Source organism: Deinococcus frigens DSM 12807, assembly GCF_000701425.1.
GTDB classification, from domain to species: domain Bacteria; phylum Deinococcota; class Deinococci; order Deinococcales; family Deinococcaceae; genus Deinococcus; species Deinococcus frigens.
This window is the reverse complement of record NZ_JNIW01000017.1, coordinates 21,365-42,344: the sequence shown is the minus strand read 5'-3', so window position 1 is coordinate 42,344 and position 20,980 is coordinate 21,365. Positions and strand designations below refer to the sequence as shown.

The following is a 20,980-nucleotide window of genomic DNA, read 5'->3' as shown; positions in this document are numbered from 1 at the left end:
CCCGGCGCGGGTAGAGTGGGGGCGAGATCAATCTCCAGCTCAGCCCCCATCATCGGGGAACGCATTATGGGAGGGACCACCTTCCCGTCTCAGCCCACGTTTGTTCAGCACTTCTTTTTGCAGGGGGTAAGACATGAAACCACGTGTACTAGGCATGATTCTGGCCGGGGGCCAGGGATCGCGGCTGGCTCCGCTGACGCAGAAGCGCTCCAAGCCCGCCGTGCCGTTTGGCAGCAAGTACCGCATCATCGACTTTGCCATCAACAACTTCATCAACTCCGGGCTGTTCAGCATTTACGTGTTGACCCAGTACAAGGCCCAGAGCCTGACCGAACACATCCAGCGCGGCTGGAGATTTGGCACCTTTCTCAGCGACTACTTCATCACGCTGGTCCCGGCGCAGATGTACCGTATCGAGGAACTGGGGCCGGTGTGGTACCGGGGCACGGCGGACGCGGTGTACCAGAACCTGCACCTGCTGGACAACAACAAGGCCGATTATGTGGCGATCTTCTCGGGCGATCACATCTACAAGATGAACGTCGAGCACATGATCCAGACCCACATCGACACCCGCGCCGACATCACCATCGCCGCCTACCCGATGCCGCAGGACCAGGCCCACCAGTTCGGCATCATGCATGTGGACGAGAAGTGGAAGGTCACGGACTTCTTGGAAAAGCCCAAGAACCCGCCCAGCATTCCGGGGCAGCCCGGCACCAGCCTGACCAGCATGGGCAACTACATCTTCTCGCGCCGCGCCCTGGAAGAACTGCTGGTGACCAGCATGTCCGACGGCGAGGACGGCTTCGATTTTGGCGGCGACGTGATCCCGCGCGCCCTGTCGGACGGTTACAGCGTGATGGCCTACGACTTTCACAAGAACCCCATTCCCGGTCAGGACGGCGCGAATCTGTACTGGCGCGACGTGGGCACGCTGGACGCTTACTTTGAGGCCAACATGGACCTGGTGAGCGTCAACCCCGAATTCGGGCTGTACAACGCCGAGTGGCCGCTGCGGACCAGCAGCGAGTTCTCGCCCCCTGCCAAATTCGTGCATGAAAGTGATGGCCGAAAGGGTCAGGCCTTTAACACCATCATGGCCGGGGGGACCATCATCAGCGGCGGCACCGTGCGCGACAGCGTGCTCGGGCGCAGTGTTCATACCCACTCGTACTCGCTGGTCGAGAGCTCCGTGCTGTTCGATGAGGTCCAGGTCGGGCGTCACTCGCACCTGCGCCGCACCATCGTGGACAAGGACGTGGTCATTCCCCCTGGCACCAAGATCGGTCTGGACGTCGAGGAGGACCGCGCACGCGGCTTCACCGTCACCGAGAGCGGCGTGGTGGTGGTGCCCAAGGGCTACACGTTCTAGGATTCACAGCGAAGCGGAGGGGAGAGGCCAGTCTGGGACCTCTCCCTTTTTCTTTGAAGTGTTGGTACAGCGGTGCCTGAGCCGGGCGGTGCCGTCTTCAGACGCCCACCGCCCGCCCCTCGGCAGCGTCCTGAGTCTGCGGCTGCCCCAGAACTGCGTGATGTACCCGGCAGCGGGCCTCGTAGCTTTCCTGCGCGCCGACCAGCACCACCGCGTCGTCGTAGCGCGCGGGCTGGCCGCCGATCAGGCGCTGCGAGCGGGTGGCCGGTGCGCCGCAGACCGTGCAGATGGCCGTCAGCTTGTCCACGCTCTCGGCGCGGGCCAGCAGTTGCGGCATGGGACCGAACGGCTCGGCGCGGAAGTCCAGATCCAGCCCGGCCAGAATGACGCGCACGCCCGCGTCGGCCAGTTCGAGGGCCAGCGCCACCACCTCCGCCTCAAAGAACTGCACCTCGTCGATGCCTACCACATCCGGGAGTGGCGGCTTCTCGGTTTCCAGTTCCGCGCCCAGCAGACGGTCCTCGCCAGACAGGTGGGCGCGGATATCGGCCACATTGCGTACCGCCAGCGCCTGCACGCTGCGCCCGGCGTGGCTGGCGACGGCAGACTCGTGGTAACGGTCATCCAGCGCAGGCTTGAAGACCAGCACATTCTGTTTGGCAATGACCGAGCGGGTCACGCGGCGGATCAGTTCCTCGCTCTTGCCGCTGAACATCGGGCCGACGATCACTTCGAGGTGGCCGCCGTGGAAGGGAGACTTAAGCACCCTGGGAGTATGTCAAACCTCAGTCCAGCTTGATCCACGACAACGGAAAACGCCCCACCACATGGGCGGGGCGCATCCGAAGAATCGGGCTTATTTCTTCTTGAGGCGGTAGCTGTCGCCGAAGCGCTTGTTGAACTTGTCCACGCGACCCTCGGTGTCCAGAAAGCGTTCCTCGCCGGTCCAGAAGGGGTGAACGCCGCTCCAGACGTCGACGTGAATCTCGGGGCGGGTGCTCATGGTTTCCATGATGACCTTGCCCTGATAAATGATCTTGGTGGGAACCGCTTTGGGGTGAATATCCTTTTTCATGTTGGTGCCTCCTCCGCCACGTCGCTTGTGCGTAGCGGGCAACCGCAGAAGTATACACCCGCGCGGGGCGAGAGGGGAAGGCTCGAAACGGCACAGCTTGACAATCCACCAGTTGTAATGATAATAATTACAGGATTCGGGAGGGTCAGCAGGTGAACAGTGAATATTCCATTGCCGTCCATGTTCTGTCGCTGCTAAATGGGGGAGACGGACCACACAGTTCCGAGTATCTCGCGGGCAGCGTGGGCGTCAACGCGGTGGTCATCCGCAACGTGACCGGGCGGCTGAGGCAAGCTGGCCTGCTGGACACCCGGCGCGGCGTGGCCGGAGCTGCATTGACCCGCCGCGCCGATCAGATCACGTTGCTGGACGTGTACCGTGCCGTGGACGCGCCCCGGTCCACGCTGAAGATGCACCAGAAACCCAATCCCGCCTGCCCGGTGGGGGCCAACATCCAGAGCGTGCTGGATGAGGTCTTTACTCAGGCCCAGGCTGCGCTGGAAGACCGTCTGTCACAGACGACGCTGGCTGACGTCACCGCCGCGCTGCATGACAAGGCCAGCTAAGTCTGGCTCCCTTTTTCGAGCCTAGATGTAAAGAAAAGTTTTACATCTCATCAAGCCTCCCTCTCGTCGCCCGTTCAGCGCATGAACCCCAGGAGTTTTATGATCGCCATCACCGGAGCCACCGGCCACCTCGGCCAATTGACCATTGACGTCCTGCTGGAGCGGGGAACGCCCGCCAGCGAAATTGTCGCCCTTGCCCGGAATCCCGAAAAGGCCCTGGGCCTTGCGGCGAAAGGTGTAGCGGTCCGGCTGGCCGATTACACTCTGCCGGATACCCTGAACGCTGCCCTGGAAGGCATCGACAAGCTTTTGCTGATCTCGTCGAACGACGTTGTAGACCGGGCCACCCCGCAGCGCAACGTGGTGGACGCCGCAAAAGCCGTCGGGGTAAAATCGCTGGCCTACACCAGCATCCTGCGCGCCGATACAGCCGATATGAAGATGGCGGCAGACCACAAGACCACCGAGGAGGCCATCCGCGCGTCAGGCGTCCCCTTCGTATTTCTGCGTAACGGCTGGTATATGGAAAATTACAACGTGGCCCAGGCGGCCCAGTCCGGCACGCTGGCGGGCAGCGCAGGTGATGGGCGAATCAGCGCTGCCAGCAGGGCCGATTACGCGGCGGCGGCAGCGGCGGCGCTGACCCTGCCGGATCAGGACAACACCATCTACGAACTGGGAGGCGACAGCGCCTTTACCCTGGAGGAACTGGCCGCCGAGATTGCCACCCAGAGTGGCCGCCCGGTGACCTACCAGGACATGCCCGAAACGGCATATTTTGAAATGCTGAAGGGCTTCGGCCTTCCCGCGCCCCTGGCTGACAAACTGGCCGATGCCGACGCCAACGCGCAGGAAGGCGAATTGCACAGCGACAGCGGCGATCTGGGCCGCCTGATCGGACGCCCCACCACGACGCTGAAAGAAGCGGTGCAGGCAGGGTTGGCGGGTTAGAGCCGCCGCCGCACATCAAGAAAAGAGCCGGAACCCTTACAGGTCCGGCTCTTGCTCATCCGCCGTGATTCAGTCGGCGGCGATTTCGGTGGGGGCGGCGGTTGCGGCTTCAATGCTGATAAAGCGGCCCGTGTTGCCGCGGTTGGTAAACACGACGCGGCCATGCTCCAGCGCGAACAGGGTGTGATCGCGGCCCATGCCCACACCAGGACCTGCCTTGAATTTGGTGCCGCGCTGGCGGACCAGGATGTTTCCGGCCTTGACGACTTCGCCGCCGAACTTCTTGACGCCCAGGTACTTGGGCTGGCTGTCACGTCCGTTCTTGGACGAACCTACGCCTTTCTTATGTGCCATGACTCTTCACCTCTCCCGTTGTTCGGCTGCCGCTCCGCTCCGCAATGCTCGGAAAAAGTCCCTTACCTTGCTCCGCTGCGCGTCAGCCTTATCTCGTCCTACTCGCTCCGCTCGGTCCCGGCCTGCGGCCAGGGCAGAACTAACCCTTGATTCCAGTGATTTTAATCGCCGTGAAATCCTGGCGGTGGCCGGTGCGGCGGCGGTACTGCACGCCGCTCTTGTACTTGCGGATGTAGATCTTGGGGCCGCGTCCGTGTTCCACCACTTCGGCATTGACCACGTACTTGCTCACGGCGTCGCCGAACAGAGCGCTGTCGCCGCCCACGAACAGTGGGGTCAGGTCCAGCGTGTCGCCCGCCTCGCCCGCCAGACTTTCCACGCGGATCACGTCGCCTTCCTGCACGCGGTACTGCTTGCCGCCGGTCTGAATAATTGCAAACATCGTCTACCTTCCTTGTGCTGCCGCCGCCGGAACGCTGCCGGGCGTGGCCTCTTTTGCTGTTGCGCCGCCTGAGCACAACACACCAACTTGGAACTTTAACACAAACGGAACCGCCCCGTTGCCAAACAGAAGAGAGAAGCTCCTCAAGACAGCGGGGATGCACAGGTCACACGCCCCCATGAAGGGGCCAAAAGGTGTATGGTGTGCGTGTTCCCGTGTCTGTGGAGGTGTCCTCACGGTACACCTAGACTCACGCCCTGAAACTGAGCTGAATGAGCCGCGCTTTCTCTGTCCTCCGGCGCGGCCAGTTGGGGGGCCGCTGCGAGGACACAGCATAGCAAACGGTGGCCGCAGTTGGCCAGAGGCCGGGACTTCATTTCGCCCCGCCGCATATAGGGGGACGTGATCACTCGCCTCAAACCCATCTGGCGCGACGCGCTGGCCCTGCTGTTCGCGGTGTGGGACAACCGTACCCCCATGTCCGCACGGCTGGGGGCGCTGCTGGCGCTGGTGGCCTACGCGCTCAGCCCGGTTGACCTGATTCCCGACGCGGTTCCTGTGCTGGGGCTGGGAGACGACTTGCTGGTGGTCCCGGCGATTCTGGCGCTGGCGGCCCGCTCGTTGCCCGCCCCGGTGCTGCTCAGCGCCCGCGCCCGCAGTGCGGACCTGCAACGCCGCCTGCCGTGGCTGCTGCCCGCGCTGGGGGTGAGTGTGGTGGTGGGAATAGTGCTGCTGGTATGGGGGCTGTGGCGGGGGCTGAGCGGGTGAAAATTCGGCTCTAATGTGCGTGCGGGCAGATGGATTTCCACAGATGTCATTCCGTGCGCTTTGGCATGAACCGCATGCTAAATTTGCCTGCCATGAAACCTCAATCAATCCTGATGCTGGCTTCTGCTCCTGTTGTTTGTCGCCTGTGATCCCCCGGCCCAGCCCGCCGTCAATGAACTGGTCGGCACGCTGGCCGATGGTGGTTTAAGCATGGACAAGGAGAACAATCCTGTTCTGACCACCAGCGCCTGGACGGGCGGCGCAGGTCAAGTTACCGTCTTTGCTCTAAGTTCAGGCAAAGGCTCTGAAACAAGCTTAGCCAGTACTGCCCTGGAAAGTGATGGTAAGTTTTCATTTGCTGCATTACCTACGCCTGCTGCCAGCCTTCTGGTACCCGCTCTTGATGCCGTCCCAGAAAATTGTACCCAGAACGTCGTGGTCAGCGACGCCAAGGCGCTGGCAACCGCCGCATACCTTTCCGTTACTGCGGACAAGAAGAGTGGAACCATCGCGCAGATCGCCGTTGATGACGTCACCCACACTGAACAGATCAGCCTTCCGTTTTATGTGGACCGCGACGTGACTTTGAAAGGTCAGCAGACATGCGCGTATCCGTTCGTAGAGGCTTCACTCGACGTCGATGCTCAGTTTCGTAAGGGCTGGAATACGGTCGTCATTTCACAGCAGATCAGCGCGAGTGAAACCGGTATCACGGTGAAGGGAACCATCCGCAAGGGCAGTCTTGGCGACGCCAGATGGTATCTGACCGATAATGCAGCGCAGCCTCTGAGTCTCAACGGTTTAAACCTCCCCTTCTCCCGCTAAACCCCCTCGCATCGCCCGCCCGCGCCGTGCAGGCGGGCCTTCCCGTTTTCATCTAACCCTCCCTTAACGCCGCCCCGTAGACTGACGCCCATATGCGCTTACTGCTGGTGGAAGACGACGCGCGCATCGCCGAACCGACGGCAGGGGCGCTGCGCGAGGCGGGCTACGCCGTGACCTGGGCGCAGACCGGCCCCGAGGGGCTGGAGGCCGCGCTGCTGGGGGATTTTCCCCTGATCGTGCTGGACGTGATGCTGCCCGGCATGGACGGCTTCGAGATCGCCCGCGAACTGCGCGCCAGCGGCGTGGAGGCCGCCGTGCTGTTCCTGACCGCGCGCGGCGAGGTCTCGGACCGGGTGCAGGGGCTGGATCTGGGCGGCGACGCGTATCTGGCCAAGCCCTTTGCGGTGCCGGAGCTGCTGGCGACGTTGCGTGCACTCTCACGGCGCGAGCGGGGCCAGGCTGCGCCGCAGGTGGCTTTCGCGGGTGGGCGCGGCGCGCTGGACACGGTGGCCCGCACGGTGGCCTGGGACGGCGCGGAGGTGGCGGTGACGGGCCGCGAATACTCGCTGCTGGAGGCGCTGGCCCTCTCGCCCGAGCGCTGGTTTAGCCGCGAAGATCTGCTGGACCGCGTGTGGGGACCGGAATTTGGCGGCGAGGCCCGCATCGTGGACGTGTACGTGCGCTACGTGCGCCGCAAACTGGCTCCGGAGGCGATCAGCAGCGAGCGCGGACGCGGCTACCGGGTGGAGAAATGAGGAGGAGGGAGCGGCACTCCCTTACCATCGGTGTCCTCCTGATGCTCGCGCCATCCGGTGTGGTGTGCGGTCAGGCACTACCGTCTTTTTTGCTTGCGTCCCGCCCATGCGCCTGACCCTGCGCCTGCGGCTGGCGCTGTTCTCGGCGCTGGCGACGGGGGTGGCCGCGCTGCTGGTGGCGACAGGCCTGTTCTTCGCGGTCAACACCTTCCTCCGCCAGGCACAGATCGAGCGCCTCCTGACCACCAGCGCGGTGATCGCGGTGCGGCTGGAGGCGGCCTTGCAGCGGGCCAGCGACCGCAACTGGCCGTTCGGGCTGGACGGGGTGGCGATCCGTCCAGCGGACCTGGAAAATCTGGCCGACACGCGCGGCGAGTACCGGGCCTTCGAGGTCCGCATCCAAGGCGTGCAGGGCGGGGAGCTGTCGGATGTGCATACCTCCCGCTTTCCGCCAGGGGTGCCGCTGGACCTGCCGATGGGCGTGGGGATCAGCGGCGATCAACTGCTGACCGTGCAGAGACTGCGGGGCAGCACGCTGCGCCTGACCGTCATCTCGGACGCGCGGGCGCTGGGCGAGGCCAGGCAGGCGTTCACGCGGGCGCTGGCGTGGCTGCTGCCGCTGGCGCTGCTGCTGGCGCTGGGCGTGGGCTTCTTCGTGGCCGGGCGGCTGCTGCGCCCGGTGCGGACGCTGGAAAACGCGGCGCGCGAGGTGGGCGAGGGAGCCGAGTTGCGCCGCCCGCTGCCTGGCGCAGGCCAGGACGACGAGCTGGCGCGGCTGGCGCTGACCTTGCAGGGCACCTTTGGCCGCCTGGCCGACGCCCGTGACCGCGAGCAGTCGTTTTTCCGGGCCGCCGCGCATGACCTGCGTTCTCCGCTGGCTGCCTTGACCGCGCGCGTGGAGGGCAGCCTGGCCCGTGACCGGGACCCCGCGCGCTACCGCAGCGACCTGCGGGAGATCGGCACCGACATCACCCGCCTGTCCACGCTGACCCACCACCTGCTGCTGCTGGCGCGCGACGCCTCGCAGGTGGCCCGCGCCCCGGTGCCGCTGCGTGAGCTGGCTGCCGACGCCGTGGACCGCGCCCGCGAACTGGCCCCGGAGGCCGATGTGGACCTGATCGCGCCGCAGCCCGTCACGGTTTCCGGGGACCGGGTGTTGCTGGGCCAGGCGATCTGGAACCTGACCATGAACGCGGTGCGCCATGCCCCCGGCGCAACGGTGACGGTGACGCTGGAGCAGCAGCAGGCGGCGGCCAGCGTCACCGTACACGACGACGGCCCCGGCGTTGGCGCGGACGTGCTGGCGCGGCTGGGCGAGGCGTTCTACCGTCCGGACGCCAGCCGCAGCGGCGAGGGCCATGGTCTGGGCCTGGCGCTGGTCCGCCGCGCCGCCGAGTTGCACGGCGGCACCCTGACCCTGAGCAGCGCGCCGGGTAGGGGTTTCACGGCGACGTTGCGGCTGCCTGGAGAGGGACTGCCGGGGTGAGTCCGCCCGTATGCCGCTGCCGTGCTGAGGCCAGCACCCTTCACGCTAGAGAGAAGCGAAAAACACATCATAGAGAAACGAAAAAACCCCGCGTAATGCGGGGTTGTGCCTGGCGGGCCCTGCAGGACTTGAACCTACGACCCTCGGTTTTGGAGACCGATGCTCTACCAACTGAGCTAAGAACCCCTGCCAAGACGTTGCTGACCAAACACCCGCCGGGAGATGGCGCTTTCTCGCGGGCCTGTACAGGTTAGCAGAGGCTGCGAAACGGTGCAAGACGGGCGTGCCCCAACTCGGCCATCAGCCAGGCCATTTAGCTGGGCTATTTAACTGGGCCATTTAGCTGGGCGCGGCCCCGGCCTCGTTCATGGCCCCCTCGTCTTCCAGCGGGAGGACCAGCGGAAAGGTGTGGAGTTCTTGCACCTCGCCGCGTTCCTCGCGGGTCAGGCTCAGGGCCTGAACGGTGAAGTGGTCCAGTGGGGGCCTCAGCGCCTGCACCTGCTCCCACAGCAGGTCCTCGGCCCACGGCAGAATGCCCAGCGCCAGCGTCAGGTGCGGGCGGTAGTCGGCCCCGTCGTAGGGCGCGCGGCTCGATGGGCCGATGTTCAGCATCCGGGCGTGCAGGTCCGAGAGCGCCGGGTCCAGCTCGAACTCCAGAAAGATCACGCTGCTCAGGCGTTTCCAGCCGCGCACACGGACTTCCAGTGCCGGTTCGCCGCGCAGTCCCTCCCGGAAGGCGGCCATCAGATCGGGGCTGCCCAGGCTGGTCTGGAATGGGGCGCGCAGGTTCAGGTGCGGCAGGCCAAAGCCACTGACATTCAGCGTGGCCTGGGCACGGCGCATCCAGGTGTCCAGCACCTGCGGGGGCCAGGCCACCAGGCTGTACAGCGGCCTGGGCGGCTCGGGAATGGGGGGAAGGTGATGGGTCATGGGGGCGGGGTCCTGGTGGTTACTGTACCGTCTCATGATCCGGTCAGCTTCAGGAATGATAGGCAGCGCTCAGCCGATGATGCGGTAGCGGCAGGCACCCTGCCCGCAGGCGATGCGCGTTTCCCGGACGACTTGCGCGCCCAGCAGCTCGGCATACAGGTTCAACTCCGAGTCGCAGAGCTGAGCGTACTGGCGGGCGACGGCCAAGTTGGGGCAGTTGCGCTGGGTCAGGCACCAGTCCGCGCCGTCCTGCTCCAGCACGGGATCGAAGCCCATATCCCCCAGCAGGGCCGCCAGCCGCCGAACCCGCTGTTCCAAGGGCAGATGCTCCGGCAGCTCGGCCTCCAGGCGCGAGGCGATCTCGACGCTGCGGGCGTCCAGCACCTTCAGGACCGCGCCCTCACCAAACAGTTCCTCGACGTGGCGCAGCACGTCCACGCACAGGCCCGAATAGCTGCGGGGAAAGGCTGCCTCGCCGCGTTCGGTCAGGCTGAAGACGTGCTGGGGCCGTCCGCGCCCGCCGGGCCGCTCGGTGCGCGCGAGCAGCAGCCCCTGCTCCTGCAAGTCGCCCAGGTGACGCCGCGCGGCGGGCACGCTGACCTCCAGCCGCGCGGCCAGGTCCTGTGCGGTCTGCGGGCCGTGGCGCTGCACCAGTTCCAGCAGCCGCACCTTGGTGCGTTCCGGCGGGGCAGGGGGCGGCAGTTCGGGGGCGGCCTGGGCAGAAGCTGTGTGAGCAGACCCGGTATTCATACGACGGTCAACTGGTCCGGCAGGTCCGAGAGCGACTGCGCCAGCTCTTTATTCACCGCCAGCACGCTAACCTGTCCGGCCAGATTGCGGGCCACGCGGATCAACGCCTGTGAGGCGGGCGTGTCCGGGTGGGCCAGCACAGCGGGCACCCCGGCGTCGGCGTCCTGACGCACGTCCAGGTCAATGGGCACCTCGCCCAGCAGCGGGTACTGCTCGCCCAGCTTGCGGCTGCCCCCGCGCCCAAACAGGTCGTAGACCTTCCCGGTGTCCGGCGCGACGAAATAGCTCATGTTCTCCACCACGCCCAGTACCGGCACGCTGGCCTTGCGGAACATGTCGATGGCCCGCGCCGCGTCGATCAGGGCCACGTCCTGGGGGGTGGTCACGATCACCGCCCCGGTGACATTCACGGTCTGCGTCAGGGAAAGCTGCACGTCCCCGGTGCCGGGCGGCAGGTCCACGATCAGGTAATCCAGCTCGCCCCAGGCCGCGTCCTTGATGAACTGCTGCACCGCCGAATGCAGCATCGGCCCGCGCCACACCAGCGCCTGCCCGGCAGGGGAGAGGTTGGCCATGCTGATAAACCGCAGCCCATGCGCCTCCAGGGGCTGCATCTTGCGCTCGGCGTTGGCGGTCACACGGGCCGCACCCTGGCCCAGCATGTGCGCCACGCTGGGGCCGTAGACGTCGGCGTCCAGCAGGCCCACCCGTGCGCCGTCCGCGGCCAGCGAGGCCGCCAGATTGACCGCCACGCTGCTCTTGCCCACGCCGCCCTTGCCGCTGCCCACCAGCAGGACGTGCTTGACCCCGGGCAGGGCAGGCTGCGCGGCCACGCGCACCGTCGCGCCGAAGGTCACGTTTACCTGGGTCACCCCTGGCACGGTCAGCACCGCCTCGCGGACCTCGCGCTCGATCTGGCCTTTCAGGGGACAGGCGGGAGTGGTCAGCTTGACCTTGATCCCGGCCACGCCGCCGGTGACCTCAGCCCGCTCGATCATGCCCAGCGACACCAGATCGCGGTGCAGTTCCGGGTCGTTGACGGTACTCAGGGCGGCCATCACGGCGTCATGCATATGGGCTAGTAGTACCGCAAAGCCGGGTGGGGGGCAAGTCACGCGCTCACAGTGGGGGCCGGGCAAGCTGCGCTCGACGGTGGGGGGAGGCGCGGCGGGTGTGGGCCTGCGGTACCGCTGCGGGTTGTCGTCCCGCGCCACCCGGTGAGATTGAATCTCGGACCTGCGCTTTTCCCCTCGCCCCTTGCGGCAGAAGGAGGCGCGAAGGAACGGAAAGGTGAGAGAGCCGCCGGGCGAGCCGCGAATCGACCTGAACGGGGACCACCCCATGCACCGCGCCACTGCTGGACACGCGCCGGAAGTTACTGACCTCGCCCCGCCAGGAACTCTAGACTGGAACCATGACCGACGCCCCCGCCACCCGGACACCGCTTGCCCGGCCCCCCGCCGCGCCGCCGCGTGCGCCGCTGTCGGACCGGGTGCGGCTGGTGCGCAACCTGCTGCCGCCGCTGATCGTGCTGGTGGTGGGCGCGGTGGAACTGGCGATCTCGCTGCTGGGCAACGGGCAGCGCGAGCTGTGGGCGCACCTGCTGTTCTACGGCCTGGTCGGCCCCGCCGTGACCTTTTTCAGCGTGGAGTGGATCGCCGAGGGCACCCGCGCCCGCGAGCGTGCCGAGCGTGAGCTGCGCGACCTGTACGGGCAACTCAGCGCCTCGCACGGGCGCTTGCAGGGCGTGCAGGAGCTGATGCGCGATCTGGGTGGGGCACCCGATCTGGGCGCAGTGCTGGAGGTGGCCGCGCGCGGGGCGGTGCGCGTGACCGGGGCCACCCACGCCACCCTGACCGTGCCCGGCGGTCTGAGCGGCACGGCGCGCGGCGAGACGTTGCTCAGTGCGCCCAGCGCCGCGCTGCATCCCCTCAAGGTCAGCGTCCCCGGCGGCGGCGCGCTGCTGCTGCACTTCGAAACGCCGCCGGGGGCCGATACGGCGGAACTGGCCCAGGCCCTGGCCGCCGAGGTGGCGACCGGCGTGGAGGCCGCCCGGCAGCGCACCCTGGATTTAATGACGCTGTACAGCGTGGACCAGAGCATCCGCGCCGAGCGCAACATGCGGCGGTTGCTGTCACGCGTGACGGGAACGATGGCGGGCCGGGTGGGCGCGGAGGCCCGCGCGGCATATTTAAGCGACGAGGACGGCGTGCTGAGGCTGGAATACGCCCAGGACCGGCGCGGCGAGGTCAGCGGGGTGGGCAGCGGCGGTGTTGGCGGTGGCAGTGTTGGTAGCGATGGGGCCAGCCGGGACGACGCCCCCGGCGGCGTGGTCCCGGCCTTTGCCGCGCAGGTGGCCCAGGCCAGCGGGCCGCTAATCGTGACTGGGGCCGAGGCCTGTCAGGTCTTCCCCGAGGCCCGCAGCGTGCTGGGCCTGCCCATGCGCGACGAGGAGGGGCTGGTGGGCGTGCTGATGCTGGGCGACCCGCGCGAGGGGGCTTTCGAGGCCGCCCGCGTCTCGCTGCTGGCGCTGATGGCCGGGCAGGCCACCCTGGCGGTCCGCAACGCCCGCGCCTACCTGTACTCCGAGGAACTGGCGATCAGCGACGAACGCGCCCGCATTGCCCGCGAGATCCACGACGGTGTGGCGCAGTCGCTGGCCTTTGCGGCCCTGAAGCTGGACGTGGTGGCCCGTCAGATGCACAGTGACCCGGCGCGCGCTGAGGCCGAGGTGCGCTCCGCGACGACATTGCTGCGCGAGCAGATCAGGGAAGTCCGGCGCAGCATCTTCGCGCTGCGGCCCATCGATCTGGAGCGCTACGGCCTGCTGGAAACGGTGCGCCGCTACGTGCTGGACTTCGGCGAGCAGAACAACATGAGAAGCAGTCTGGACGTGACCGGCGAGGTGCATCTGTCGCCCGGCGACGAGGCCGTGATGTTCCGCATCCTGCAAGAAAGTCTGAACAACATTGCCAAGCACGCCCGCGCGGGCGAGGTCCGCGTGACCGTGGACGGCGGCCCGTATCAGGTCTTGCTGCGCGTGCGCGACGACGGCGCGGGCTTTGACCCACAGGCCGTCACCGGGCGCGTCAGCAGTGCGGGCGGGCTGGGGCTGGTCCAGATGCGCGAACGCCTCCAGGCCAGGGGCGGCCAGTACCGCATCCTCAGCGCCCCGGCCCAGGGGACCACCATCGAGGCCCAGATGCCGCAGGCGTAGACGCCAGAGAGGCTAGAGAGGCCAGAGATCTTCCCGCCCACCGTCCTTTTGCCCCCGGCGGCGGGCGCTATGGTGGGGGGATGATCGCCTCACCCTTTTTCTGCCCGACACTTACCCCCGCTGGGGACCGCCCGTGAGCTGGCTCGAACGGCTGCGCAGCGGCCTGAGCAAGACCCGCGCGCAGATCAACGACACCGCCGGATTCATGGGCAACGACGTAAAAGATGTGTTCAACAACCGCCTGGACACCATCGAGGATCTGGAATACGCCCTGATCGCCGCCGACGTGGGCCGCGCGGCCACCGGGGAAATCCTGGAGGACGTGCGCCGCAGCGAGGGCAAGAATTTGCAGCAGGCGCTGATGGACGCGCTGACCCTGCAACTCGAACCCAATGCCAGCCGCGCCGAGTTCCGCAAGCTGGGCTTTTCACCGCAGGCCAGCCGCGTGTCGGTGCAGCCGGGCGGCCACGTGGTCATGGTGATCGGTGTCAACGGGGTGGGCAAGACCACCACCATTGCCAAGCTGGGCCAGTACTACATGGGCCGGGGCAACAGCGTGATGTTCGCGGCGGGCGACACCTTCCGCGCCGCTGCCGGGGCACAACTGGGCGAATGGGGGGACCGGCTGGGCGTACCCGTGGTGCAGGGAACGGACGGGGGGGACCCCGCCGCCGTGGCCTACGACGCCGCCACCGCCCGCGCCGCCCGTGGCACGGACCTGCTGTTCGTGGACACCGCCGGACGCCTGCACAATAAGCACAACCTGATGGAAGAGCTGAAAAAGGTGCGCCGCGTCATTGAGAAGGCCGATCCCGGCGAACCCGCCGAGGTCTGGCTAGTGCTGGACGCCGTGACCGGGCAGAACGGGCTACAGCAGGCCAAGAAGTTCCACGAGTCCACGCCCCTGACCGGCGTGATCGTCACCAAGCTGGACGGTACGGCCAAGGGCGGCATTTTAATCCCCATCGTGCGCGAGCTGGGCGTGCCGATCAAGTTCATCGGCGTGGGCGAGAGCGCGGGCGATCTGCAACCCTTCGACAGCCAGGAATTTGTGCGGGCACTGTTCGATGTGGACGTGCCGAGGGACTGAGCCGGACTTCGTTTGTTTCGTGGATGCGGTGGGAAAGCGCCGGTTTGTCCCCCCACGCCCGGAACCCGTTGTTCGCCTGCTCGCGGCCTCCTCCAGAGCAGCGCCCATGAGGACGCCTGGACGTCCTCCCGGATGTCCAAGTGCCTTCGATGCCTTTCAATCGGAGTCCGTGTGGGCAGGCGACCCATGGGTTGCGGGATGACGGAGCGGTACGCAGAGGCGTGACCTCGCTGCTGTGCTGACCTTTATTTGATCGGACCTCCCGCGCCAGCCAGGGCCACACACGAGCTGAACACGGCGCACCTAACCTGCGGGGCAGGAGCAACGCCCCCAGGAAGTTTACCGATGACCCAGCACCACCCCCTACCAGCGGCCTCCCGCCGCGTTCTCGAAGTGGCGTTCAAAGATTGTTTTGGCGCGAGTGAGTATGCCGGTCTGGAGGACGAGCTGGCCCGGCAGCCCGGCGTCCACCACGCCCATCTGGACCGCACGCGCGGGGTGGCCCATCTGGAATACGATCCCGCCGCCGTCACCGGGGAGGCGCTCAGGACGCGGCTCCATGCGGCGGGGTACGCCTGCGCATGCCAGGACTGTGCGCCGTCTGCCTCGCAGCCCGGTCATCCGGCGCAGGCCGCCGCCGCTGCCCACGCTGGCCATGAGCACCACCCTGGCCATGACGAACACGGGGGTCACGGCGAACACGCGGGTCACGGCGAGGCGATAGTGGCCGACATGCTGCGCCGCTTTGTCGTCTCGCTGATCCTGACCGTTCCCACCGTGCTGTTCTCCCCGATTGGCGAGGCGCTGGGTTTCCGGGCCGCGCCGCCGTTCGGGCTGGACATGGCCTGGTTCGGGCTGATCCTGGCGACGCCGGTGGTGTGGTGGGGCGGCTGACCGTTCATCTCTGCGGCGTGGCGGGCGCTGCGGCGCGGTGAGGCCAACATGATGACCCTGATCGCCCTGGGCATCCTGGTCTCCTACCTCTATTCGGTGTGGGCCACCGTGTTCCTGGGATCACAGGACGTCTTTTTCGAGGCCGCTGCCATGCTGACCACCTTCTCGTTGATCGGCCACTGGCTGGAAATGCGCTCGCGCTTTGCCACCGGGCGCGCGGTGGAGGCCCTGCTGAAACTGGCACCCGACACCGCCCGCTTAATTCGGGACGGGCAGGAAATGGAAGTACCGCTCTCGCAGGTGGAGGTGGGCGACAGCCTGGCCGTGCGTCCCGGTGACCGCGTGCCGGTGGACGGCCAGGTGTCGGCGGGCCAGAGCTATGTGGACGAGAGCATGATCAGCGGCGAGCCGCTGCCGGTGGGCAAGGCGGCGGGGGACCGCGTGACCGGCGGCACGGTCAACCAGACCGGGGCCTTTCAATTCCGCGCCACTGCCGTGGGCGCAGACACCGCCCTGAGCCGCATCGTGGCGCTGGTGCAGAACGCGCAGGCCAGCAAGGCTCCCGCCCAGCGCCTGGCCGATACGGCGGGCAAATATCTGGTCTTCGTGGCCCTGGGCAGCGGCCTGCTGGCCTTTATCGTCTGGACCCTGCTGGGGCAGAGCGTGGTCTTCGCGCTGACCGCTGCCGTCTCGGCCATCGTGATCGCCTGCCCGGACGCGCTGGCGCTGGCGACGCCCACTGCCATTACTGTGGGCGTGGGCAAGGGAGCCAGGGAAGGCGTGCTGTTTAAAAATGCGGGCGCGCTGGAGGCCACCGCCAGCATCGACACCGTGGTCTTCGACAAGACAGGCACGTTGACTGAGGGTAAGCCCGCCCTGACCGATCTGCGGCCCGCAGGGGGCGTATCTGAGGACGAGCTACTACGTCTGGCCGCCTCTGCCGATCAACCATCTCAACATCCGCTGGCCGCTGCCATTGTCGCGGGAGCGAAAGAGAAGGGAATAGAGCTGGGCGAGGCGCAAGATTTCGACTCGGTGCCGGGACAGGGCGTGACCGCGCGGGTAGAGGGCAGGCGCGTGATGATCGGCAACCGCAAACTGATGGACCGGGAGAACGTGGCTCTGGGGGCGCACCTGGAGCAAGCCGAGACCCTGGCGGCGGACGGCAAGACCCCTATGTTTGTCGCCGCAGACGGGCAGCTTCTGGGCGTCGTGGCGGTGGCGGACCGGGTGCGGCCCTCGGCGCGGGTGGCCGTTCAATCGCTCCGCGAACTGGGCATTCAGACCGTCATGCTCACCGGCGACAATGCCCGCACGGCGGGGGCGGTGGCCCGTGAACTGGGCCTGGATACGGTGATCGCAGATGTGCTGCCCGAGGAGAAGTCCGCCCAGGTCAAGACGTTACAGGACGCGGGCCGTCAGGTGGCCATGATCGGTGACGGCGTGAATGACGCTCCCGCGCTGGCGCAGGCCACCGTGGGCATCGCCATCGGCGCGGGAACGAACGTGGCGGTGGAGACGGCGGACGTGGTGCTGGTCCGCAGCGATCCGGCCAGTGTCGCCGGGGCCATCACGCTGGCGCGGCAGGTGCGCGGCAAGATCAAACAGAACCTGTTCTGGGCCGCCGGATACAATCTGCTGGCCATTCCCTTCGCCGCCGGGGTGCTGTATCCCTCGCTGGGCATCCTGCTGCGCCCGGAGTGGGCCGCCCTGCTGATGAGCGCCAGCACGGTGATCGTGACCCTGAACGCCCTGTCCCAGAACCGGGTGAAATTTGCGCCCGCCGCCTCTGCCCAGCCCGCGCCGTCGTGATCCGGGGCTGAGCTGACCTCCTGGGGCCATGCGGCGTGAAGCGCGCTTTGCAGCGGCTGGACCCGATGCGCCTGCGGTGGGGGAAGTCGAACCTTGATCCGTGTCCATCCGGCTTGCGGTGAACGTCCCCGCTTCAGCCCGACTGGAGGGAGAAGCAAAGCAGACGCGCTGCGAAGCAACCCGTATCACCTCCCGTCCCCCGTGCTCATGGAGGTTGCTCCGGAATCCAGGCCAGCGCTGGTCCTGAAAACCGCGTTTTCCCTGCCGCCAACGCTCAGGGTCCATCGCGCCAGCCTGGATGCGGATGATGCCGCGTGCCAGCTCCAGGCTCTCCCGGACGATGGTGTCCACGTGGTGCGGCAGAAGGGTGAGGTCAGGGGCCAGAGCAGCGCCAAGTGTTCCTCCTATGGAATCTTGATCTCTTCCCGCCCGCCCGGCTCCAGCGCCAGCAGCAGTTCCAGCGGTGTCTCGCCGTGCTTGAGCAGGTAGGTCAGAAAGTTCATCTCGCGTTCCTGCGGCGTGCCGTTCGGGAGCAGATGTGCCTTGAGCCGGGTGAGCTGCCCGCTGCGGTCATCTTCCTGCCGGGCCAGGGCGCGCGCCGCCTGACCCTGGAGGCGGCCCACCCGCGCCGTCACGCGCTGGCGGGTGCGCTCCGCCGCGCCGACGAGGGTGGGATCTAGAGCGGCGATCTCGTCCATCACGGTGCGGAGCTGGGCGTCGATCTGCTCCAGCGCCTGAGAGGTCACCGCCTCCGCTCCGCGTTCACGGGCCAGGGCGCGGCCCAGTACGCTTTCTGGATCGGCCTGAACCTCGGCGGCGGTCGCGCCCAGCCGTCCCAGCAACCGGGCCACATTTGGCTCCAGCCAGGTCACGCTCAGGCGCGGCCACAGCAGCGGCTGGTTCAGACCGTGCAATTCGTAGACCTCGCGAAGTTGCGCGCCATAGGCGATTTCCCCTGGCCCCACCACAAAGGCCAGCGTGGGCAGCAGCGCGTCCTGAACCACCGGGCGCAGGCCCGCTGCCGGGGTCAGATGGCTGGGATCGGCGTCCAGCACGGCCAGCAACTCGGCGCGGGTGTACCTGCGGGTGTCGGTGCTAAAGGTCTGTCCGTCCAGCCGCAGCAGTCGCCGCCCCCCGTCGTCTTCCTCGATAAAGAGGTTGGTGGCCCCCGCCGGGCGGCGCAATTGCGGCGCGAAGCCCTGCGCCGACAACTGGGCCGCCGCATCCTCGATGCGCGCTGAGGACGCCAGCGGGTCTTCCAGTTCGCGCGCCAGCGTGGGGGCCATCAGCCGGGCCAGGGCAGGGTGCAGGGGATCCAGCACGATCAGTCCGGCGGGGGACAGCAGCCCGTGGATCAGGCGGGCAAAAACATCTGCATAACTGGCGTCGGCGTCACAGCCCCCCGCCTTTACTGCCCGCAAGATTCGCGCACGCACGGCGGCAATGTGTTCGGGTGGGGCGTCGAAGGCGTCCAGCAACGCCAGCGCCTGCGCCGTCCAGTCCTGTCGCCACGGCACACGGCCCACCGGCAGTCCTGGCGACACGTCGAATGTCAGGCGGTGCAGCACCTCTGAGAAATCCAGCAGGCTGGTGCTGGCGACTTCTGCCGCGTCATGGTCTTGGCTCGCCACCCAGTAGACCGCCACCACCGGGGCGTCCTCGGTGTTCAGGCGGCGGGCCAGCAGCGCCGCGTCTGCGCCCTTGTGGACGCTGTAGGCCGGGCCGCTCAGCGCGCCCGCCTGCTGCCCGGTCACGATCACCCTGGACGCGGGGTGGGCCAGCCGGATCAGGGCGTCCTCCACATTCCGGTCCAGCGTGCCCAGGTCGCGGTGATACGTCCGCAGCGCCTCGGCCAGCGCCACGCGGTCCAGCTCTGGCCTGGCCCCGGCCTGAGCCTGTTTCATCCCGTCCACCGGCAGACGGAAGAACTCTTCCAGCCCCCCGGCCCTGTACTCCGCCGCTATATTCCGCGCCATACCGCCCATTCCTTCCCGCCCCGGCGCATACCGGGGACCAGTTGCTGGTTGATTTGAAAAACCCTGCCCTGCCTAGCGCAGCGATTCCCGTGAGGCCTTTTGCAGACCTCCTCTGTCGGTCAGGATAATACGGCGGTAGCCCAGGTCCAGCAGCCCGCGCGTGCGGAAGTCGCCCAGCAGCTTGGTGATCGTCTCGCGGGTACTGCCCACCACGTAGGCCAGGTCCTGATGCGACACCCGGTCCCGCAGGGCAATCGGTCCCTCGTTGGGCCAGCCGCCCTCGCGCTCGGCCAGGTTGAGCAGCGCCAGCGCCAGCCGCTGCGAGACCTCTAGAAAGACCAGCCCGGACAGGCGTTCCTGCACGCCGCGCGTCTGGCGGGTGATCTGCTCGGTCAGGGCCACGCCCACCGCCGGTTGTGCGCCCGTCAGGCGGCTCAGGGCGTCTTGGCCCAGCATCAGCGCCTCCACGTCGTCCATCGCCTCGCCGTAGACGTTGTAGCTCTCGCCGGGGGTCAGGGCCGAGACGCCCAGCAGCGCGCCGGGGCCATGCACGTCCAGCGTGACCTCACGTGCGCCGGTCCCCAGGCGGTACAGCCGCACCGTGCCGCGCAGGATCAAAAACAGCGTTTCGGCGGCGTCTTCCGGGTGAAACAGCAGCCCGGCCCGCGCCCAGCGCCCCACCCGCCCCGCCGCCATGACCTGCGCCTGCGCCGTCTCAGGCAGGGTTCCAAATGCTCCGGGCAACATATGTGCGTCAGTATGCCGCAATTGCCGCCGGGGAACGCAAGCGGGAGCACGGGGCCGGTGGGCAGACGCCATGGTCAGGCGGTCTGGCAGGGTGTTGCAGGGTGTTCCCTGCCGCGTAACCCCTCCGCCCCGCACCCTGAGACCGGGGAGTGGACCGCCCCCGTTCCGGCGCAAACGTTTAGAATCCCCCTTGAATGTCCTCACCTGCCTCCCGCCCGCGCCTGCGGCTGTTCGATCTGCCGCTGGACGTGATCGATCTGCAAGGCACCCTGACGCTGCTGGGCGACTGGCTGGCGGACCCGGCCCGCGCGCCGCACACCGTGGTCACCCTGAATCCCGAGATCATCGTGCAGTCGCGCAGCCACCCTGAATTCGCGGGGGCCGTGCAGCGCGCCGATCTGGTGACGGCGGACGGCGTGGGCATCGTGTACGCGGCCCGGCAGCTTCGCGGCCAGGACGTGCCGCGCGCCCCCGGCTTCGACATCGTGCAGGGGCTGATGGAGCGGCACGGCGCAGAGTTGCGGGTGTTCTTCCTGGGCGCGAAACCCGGCGTGGCCGAGGCTGCCGCGCAGAAGGCAGCCCGCGACTACGGCGTCACGGTGGCCGGACTCCACCACGGCTACTTTGGCCCGGAGGACGATGAGCGGGTGGCCCGTCTAGTGGAGGGGAGCGGCGCGAATCTGCTGCTGACCGCGATGGGTGCGGGGCGGCAGGAGGTCTTTAATCAGCAGTGGCGCGGCGTGCTGGGCGTGCCCGTCATGATCGGCTGCGGCGGCGTCATCGACGTGCTGGCCGGAACGGCGGAACTGGCCCCCGCCTGGACCCGCAAACTGGGCGTGGAATGGATCTGGCGCGTCGCCGGGGACCGCAAGAGGTGGAACCGCGCGCCCCGCCTGCTCAATTTTATGCGGATGGTGGGTGCGGAGAAGCGGCGGAAAGGGTGAATTCACCCCTCTCCCCTCGTGGT

Annotated in this window: 21 protein-coding genes and 1 tRNA gene; 12 read left to right on the top strand and 10 right to left on the bottom strand. The window is 67.3% G+C overall.

Going from position 1 to position 20,980, the window contains the following annotated elements:
* Nucleotides 1-133: 133 nt before the first annotated feature.
* Nucleotides 134-1,375 carry a glucose-1-phosphate adenylyltransferase gene (gene glgC, locus Q322_RS0108510; RefSeq protein ID WP_029477472.1) on the top strand — a complete coding sequence of 414 codons (1,242 nt, stop codon included), beginning with the start codon at nt 134-136 and terminating at the stop codon, nt 1,373-1,375.
* A 97-nt stretch (nt 1,376-1,472) separates the two neighbouring features.
* On the opposite strand, the gene Q322_RS0108505 is transcribed toward glgC, so the two are convergent.
* Together Q322_RS0108505 and rpmE are read right to left on the bottom strand one after the other, a co-directional pair.
* Entirely contained in the window at nt 1,473-2,141 is a 669-nt protein-coding gene (locus Q322_RS0108505) for a thymidine kinase (protein WP_051668365.1), read from the bottom strand.
* Nucleotides 2,142-2,231: 90 nt separating this feature from the next.
* Nucleotides 2,232-2,450, bottom strand: a complete 219-nt coding sequence (gene rpmE, locus Q322_RS0108500; RefSeq protein ID WP_029477470.1) for a 50S ribosomal protein L31 — start codon at nt 2,448-2,450, stop codon at nt 2,232-2,234.
* Between the two features lie 152 nt (nt 2,451-2,602).
* On the opposite strand from rpmE, the gene Q322_RS0108495 reads away from it, so the two are divergent.
* Both Q322_RS0108495 and Q322_RS0108490 read left to right on the top strand, forming a co-directional pair.
* Nucleotides 2,603-3,016 (top strand): Rrf2 family transcriptional regulator, encoded by a 414-nt coding sequence (locus Q322_RS0108495; RefSeq protein WP_029477469.1) that lies wholly within the window; start codon nt 2,603-2,605, stop codon nt 3,014-3,016.
* Nucleotides 3,017-3,115: 99 nt separating this feature from the next.
* Entirely contained in the window at nt 3,116-3,967 is an 852-nt protein-coding gene (locus tag Q322_RS0108490) for an SDR family oxidoreductase (protein ID WP_029477468.1), read from the top strand.
* Nucleotides 3,968-4,036: 69 nt separating this feature from the next.
* Here Q322_RS0108490 and rpmA read toward each other — a convergent pair whose 3' ends face one another.
* Nucleotides 4,037-4,321, bottom strand: coding sequence for a 50S ribosomal protein L27 (rpmA, locus tag Q322_RS0108485; RefSeq protein ID WP_029477466.1), 285 nt, complete (start codon nt 4,319-4,321; stop codon nt 4,037-4,039).
* Between the two features lie 139 nt (nt 4,322-4,460).
* The gene (gene rplU, locus Q322_RS0108480; RefSeq protein WP_029477465.1) at nt 4,461-4,763 is read right to left on the bottom strand and encodes a 50S ribosomal protein L21; all 303 of its coding nucleotides are present in this window, start codon (nt 4,761-4,763) and stop codon (nt 4,461-4,463) included.
* A gap of 402 nt (nt 4,764-5,165) precedes the next feature.
* On the opposite strand from rplU, the gene Q322_RS0108475 reads away from it, so the two are divergent.
* The 4 genes from Q322_RS0108475 (at nt 5,166) to Q322_RS0108460 (ending at nt 8,597) form a co-directional block, all read left to right on the top strand.
* Nucleotides 5,166-5,531 carry a YkvA family protein gene (locus Q322_RS0108475; protein WP_029477464.1) on the top strand — a complete coding sequence of 122 codons (366 nt, stop codon included), beginning with the start codon at nt 5,166-5,168 and terminating at the stop codon, nt 5,529-5,531.
* 132 nt (nt 5,532-5,663) lie between these two features.
* On the top strand, nt 5,664-6,356 hold the full coding sequence (locus Q322_RS23225; RefSeq protein WP_156952961.1) for a hypothetical protein: 693 nt from the start codon (nt 5,664-5,666) through the stop codon (nt 6,354-6,356).
* Between the two features lie 92 nt (nt 6,357-6,448).
* Nucleotides 6,449-7,111, top strand: a complete 663-nt coding sequence (locus tag Q322_RS0108465) for a response regulator transcription factor (protein ID WP_029477461.1) — start codon at nt 6,449-6,451, stop codon at nt 7,109-7,111.
* Nucleotides 7,112-7,217: 106 nt separating this feature from the next.
* Nucleotides 7,218-8,597, top strand: coding sequence for a sensor histidine kinase (locus tag Q322_RS0108460; protein WP_029477460.1), 1,380 nt, complete (start codon nt 7,218-7,220; stop codon nt 8,595-8,597).
* A gap of 110 nt (nt 8,598-8,707) precedes the next feature.
* Here Q322_RS0108460 and Q322_RS0108455 read toward each other — a convergent pair.
* The 4 genes from Q322_RS0108455 to Q322_RS0108440 form a co-directional block, all read right to left on the bottom strand.
* Nucleotides 8,708-8,783, bottom strand: a tRNA-Trp gene (locus Q322_RS0108455).
* A 153-nt stretch (nt 8,784-8,936) separates the two neighbouring features.
* Entirely contained in the window at nt 8,937-9,527 is a 591-nt protein-coding gene (locus Q322_RS0108450; protein WP_034418060.1) for a 2'-5' RNA ligase family protein, read from the bottom strand.
* Between the two features lie 69 nt (nt 9,528-9,596).
* Complete coding sequence (locus tag Q322_RS0108445; protein WP_029477457.1) at nt 9,597-10,277, bottom strand: helix-turn-helix transcriptional regulator; 681 nt, start codon at nt 10,275-10,277, stop codon at nt 9,597-9,599.
* On the bottom strand, nt 10,274-11,350 hold the full coding sequence (locus tag Q322_RS0108440; protein ID WP_029477456.1) for an Mrp/NBP35 family ATP-binding protein: 1,077 nt from the start codon (nt 11,348-11,350) through the stop codon (nt 10,274-10,276). The genes Q322_RS0108445 and Q322_RS0108440 overlap by 4 nt, the downstream gene beginning before the upstream one ends.
* A 341-nt stretch (nt 11,351-11,691) precedes the next feature.
* Between Q322_RS0108440 and Q322_RS0108435 the strand changes: the two genes are divergently transcribed.
* The 4 genes from Q322_RS0108435 to Q322_RS20775 all read left to right on the top strand — a co-directional run bounded on the left by Q322_RS0108435 (nt 11,692) and on the right by Q322_RS20775 (nt 17,290).
* Nucleotides 11,692-13,494 carry a GAF domain-containing sensor histidine kinase gene (locus Q322_RS0108435; protein ID WP_084147883.1) on the top strand — a complete coding sequence of 601 codons (1,803 nt, stop codon included), beginning with the start codon at nt 11,692-11,694 and terminating at the stop codon, nt 13,492-13,494.
* Between the two features lie 133 nt (nt 13,495-13,627).
* A complete protein-coding gene (ftsY, locus tag Q322_RS0108430) occupies nt 13,628-14,584 on the top strand; it encodes a signal recognition particle-docking protein FtsY (RefSeq protein ID WP_029477454.1) in 957 nt (318 codons plus the stop codon).
* 345 nt (nt 14,585-14,929) lie between these two features.
* Nucleotides 14,930-15,478, top strand: coding sequence for a hypothetical protein (locus Q322_RS24495; protein WP_245593185.1), 549 nt, complete (start codon nt 14,930-14,932; stop codon nt 15,476-15,478).
* A gap of 6 nt (nt 15,479-15,484) precedes the next feature.
* Nucleotides 15,485-17,290, top strand: coding sequence for a copper-translocating P-type ATPase (locus tag Q322_RS20775; RefSeq protein ID WP_281173636.1), 1,806 nt, complete (start codon nt 15,485-15,487; stop codon nt 17,288-17,290).
* Nucleotides 17,291-17,694: 404 nt separating this feature from the next.
* On the opposite strand, the gene bshC is transcribed toward Q322_RS20775, so the two are convergent.
* Together bshC and Q322_RS0108415 are read right to left on the bottom strand one after the other, a co-directional pair.
* Nucleotides 17,695-19,266, bottom strand: a complete 1,572-nt coding sequence (gene bshC, locus Q322_RS0108420; protein WP_029477453.1) for a bacillithiol biosynthesis cysteine-adding enzyme BshC — start codon at nt 19,264-19,266, stop codon at nt 17,695-17,697.
* Nucleotides 19,267-19,338: 72 nt separating this feature from the next.
* Nucleotides 19,339-20,013, bottom strand: a complete 675-nt coding sequence (locus tag Q322_RS0108415) for a Crp/Fnr family transcriptional regulator (RefSeq protein ID WP_029477452.1) — start codon at nt 20,011-20,013, stop codon at nt 19,339-19,341.
* A gap of 194 nt (nt 20,014-20,207) precedes the next feature.
* Here Q322_RS0108415 and Q322_RS0108410 point away from each other — a divergent pair, with 194 nt between their 5' ends.
* Nucleotides 20,208-20,957, top strand: coding sequence for a WecB/TagA/CpsF family glycosyltransferase (locus Q322_RS0108410; RefSeq protein ID WP_029477451.1), 750 nt, complete (start codon nt 20,208-20,210; stop codon nt 20,955-20,957).
* The last annotated feature ends 23 nt before the right edge of the window (nt 20,958-20,980 follow it).

Bases quoted from the DNA above. Each gene is read 5' to 3' on its own strand.
- glgC (WP_029477472.1), top strand. From the start codon at position 134: ATGAAACCACGTGTACTAGGCATGATTCTGGCCGGGGGCCAGGGATCG.
- rpmE (WP_029477470.1), bottom strand. From the start codon at position 2,450: ATGAAAAAGGATATTCACCCCAAAGCGGTTCCCACCAAGATCATTTAT.
- Q322_RS0108490 (WP_029477468.1), top strand. From the start codon at position 3,116: ATGATCGCCATCACCGGAGCCACCGGCCACCTCGGCCAATTGACCATT.
- rpmA (WP_029477466.1), bottom strand. From the start codon at position 4,321: ATGGCACATAAGAAAGGCGTAGGTTCGTCCAAGAACGGACGTGACAGC.
- rplU (WP_029477465.1), bottom strand. From the start codon at position 4,763: ATGTTTGCAATTATTCAGACCGGCGGCAAGCAGTACCGCGTGCAGGAA.
- Q322_RS0108465 (WP_029477461.1), top strand. From the start codon at position 6,449: ATGCGCTTACTGCTGGTGGAAGACGACGCGCGCATCGCCGAACCGACG.
- Q322_RS0108460 (WP_029477460.1), top strand. From the start codon at position 7,218: ATGCGCCTGACCCTGCGCCTGCGGCTGGCGCTGTTCTCGGCGCTGGCG.
- Q322_RS0108450 (WP_034418060.1), bottom strand. From the start codon at position 9,527: ATGACCCATCACCTTCCCCCCATTCCCGAGCCGCCCAGGCCGCTGTAC.
- Q322_RS0108445 (WP_029477457.1), bottom strand. From the start codon at position 10,277: ATGAATACCGGGTCTGCTCACACAGCTTCTGCCCAGGCCGCCCCCGAA.
- Q322_RS0108440 (WP_029477456.1), bottom strand. From the start codon at position 11,350: ATGCATGACGCCGTGATGGCCGCCCTGAGTACCGTCAACGACCCGGAA.
- Q322_RS0108435 (WP_084147883.1), top strand. From the start codon at position 11,692: ATGACCGACGCCCCCGCCACCCGGACACCGCTTGCCCGGCCCCCCGCC.
- Q322_RS24495 (WP_245593185.1), top strand. From the start codon at position 14,930: ATGACCCAGCACCACCCCCTACCAGCGGCCTCCCGCCGCGTTCTCGAA.
- bshC (WP_029477453.1), bottom strand. From the start codon at position 19,266: ATGGCGCGGAATATAGCGGCGGAGTACAGGGCCGGGGGGCTGGAAGAG.
- Q322_RS0108415 (WP_029477452.1), bottom strand. From the start codon at position 20,013: ATGTTGCCCGGAGCATTTGGAACCCTGCCTGAGACGGCGCAGGCGCAG.
- Q322_RS0108410 (WP_029477451.1), top strand. From the start codon at position 20,208: ATGTCCTCACCTGCCTCCCGCCCGCGCCTGCGGCTGTTCGATCTGCCG.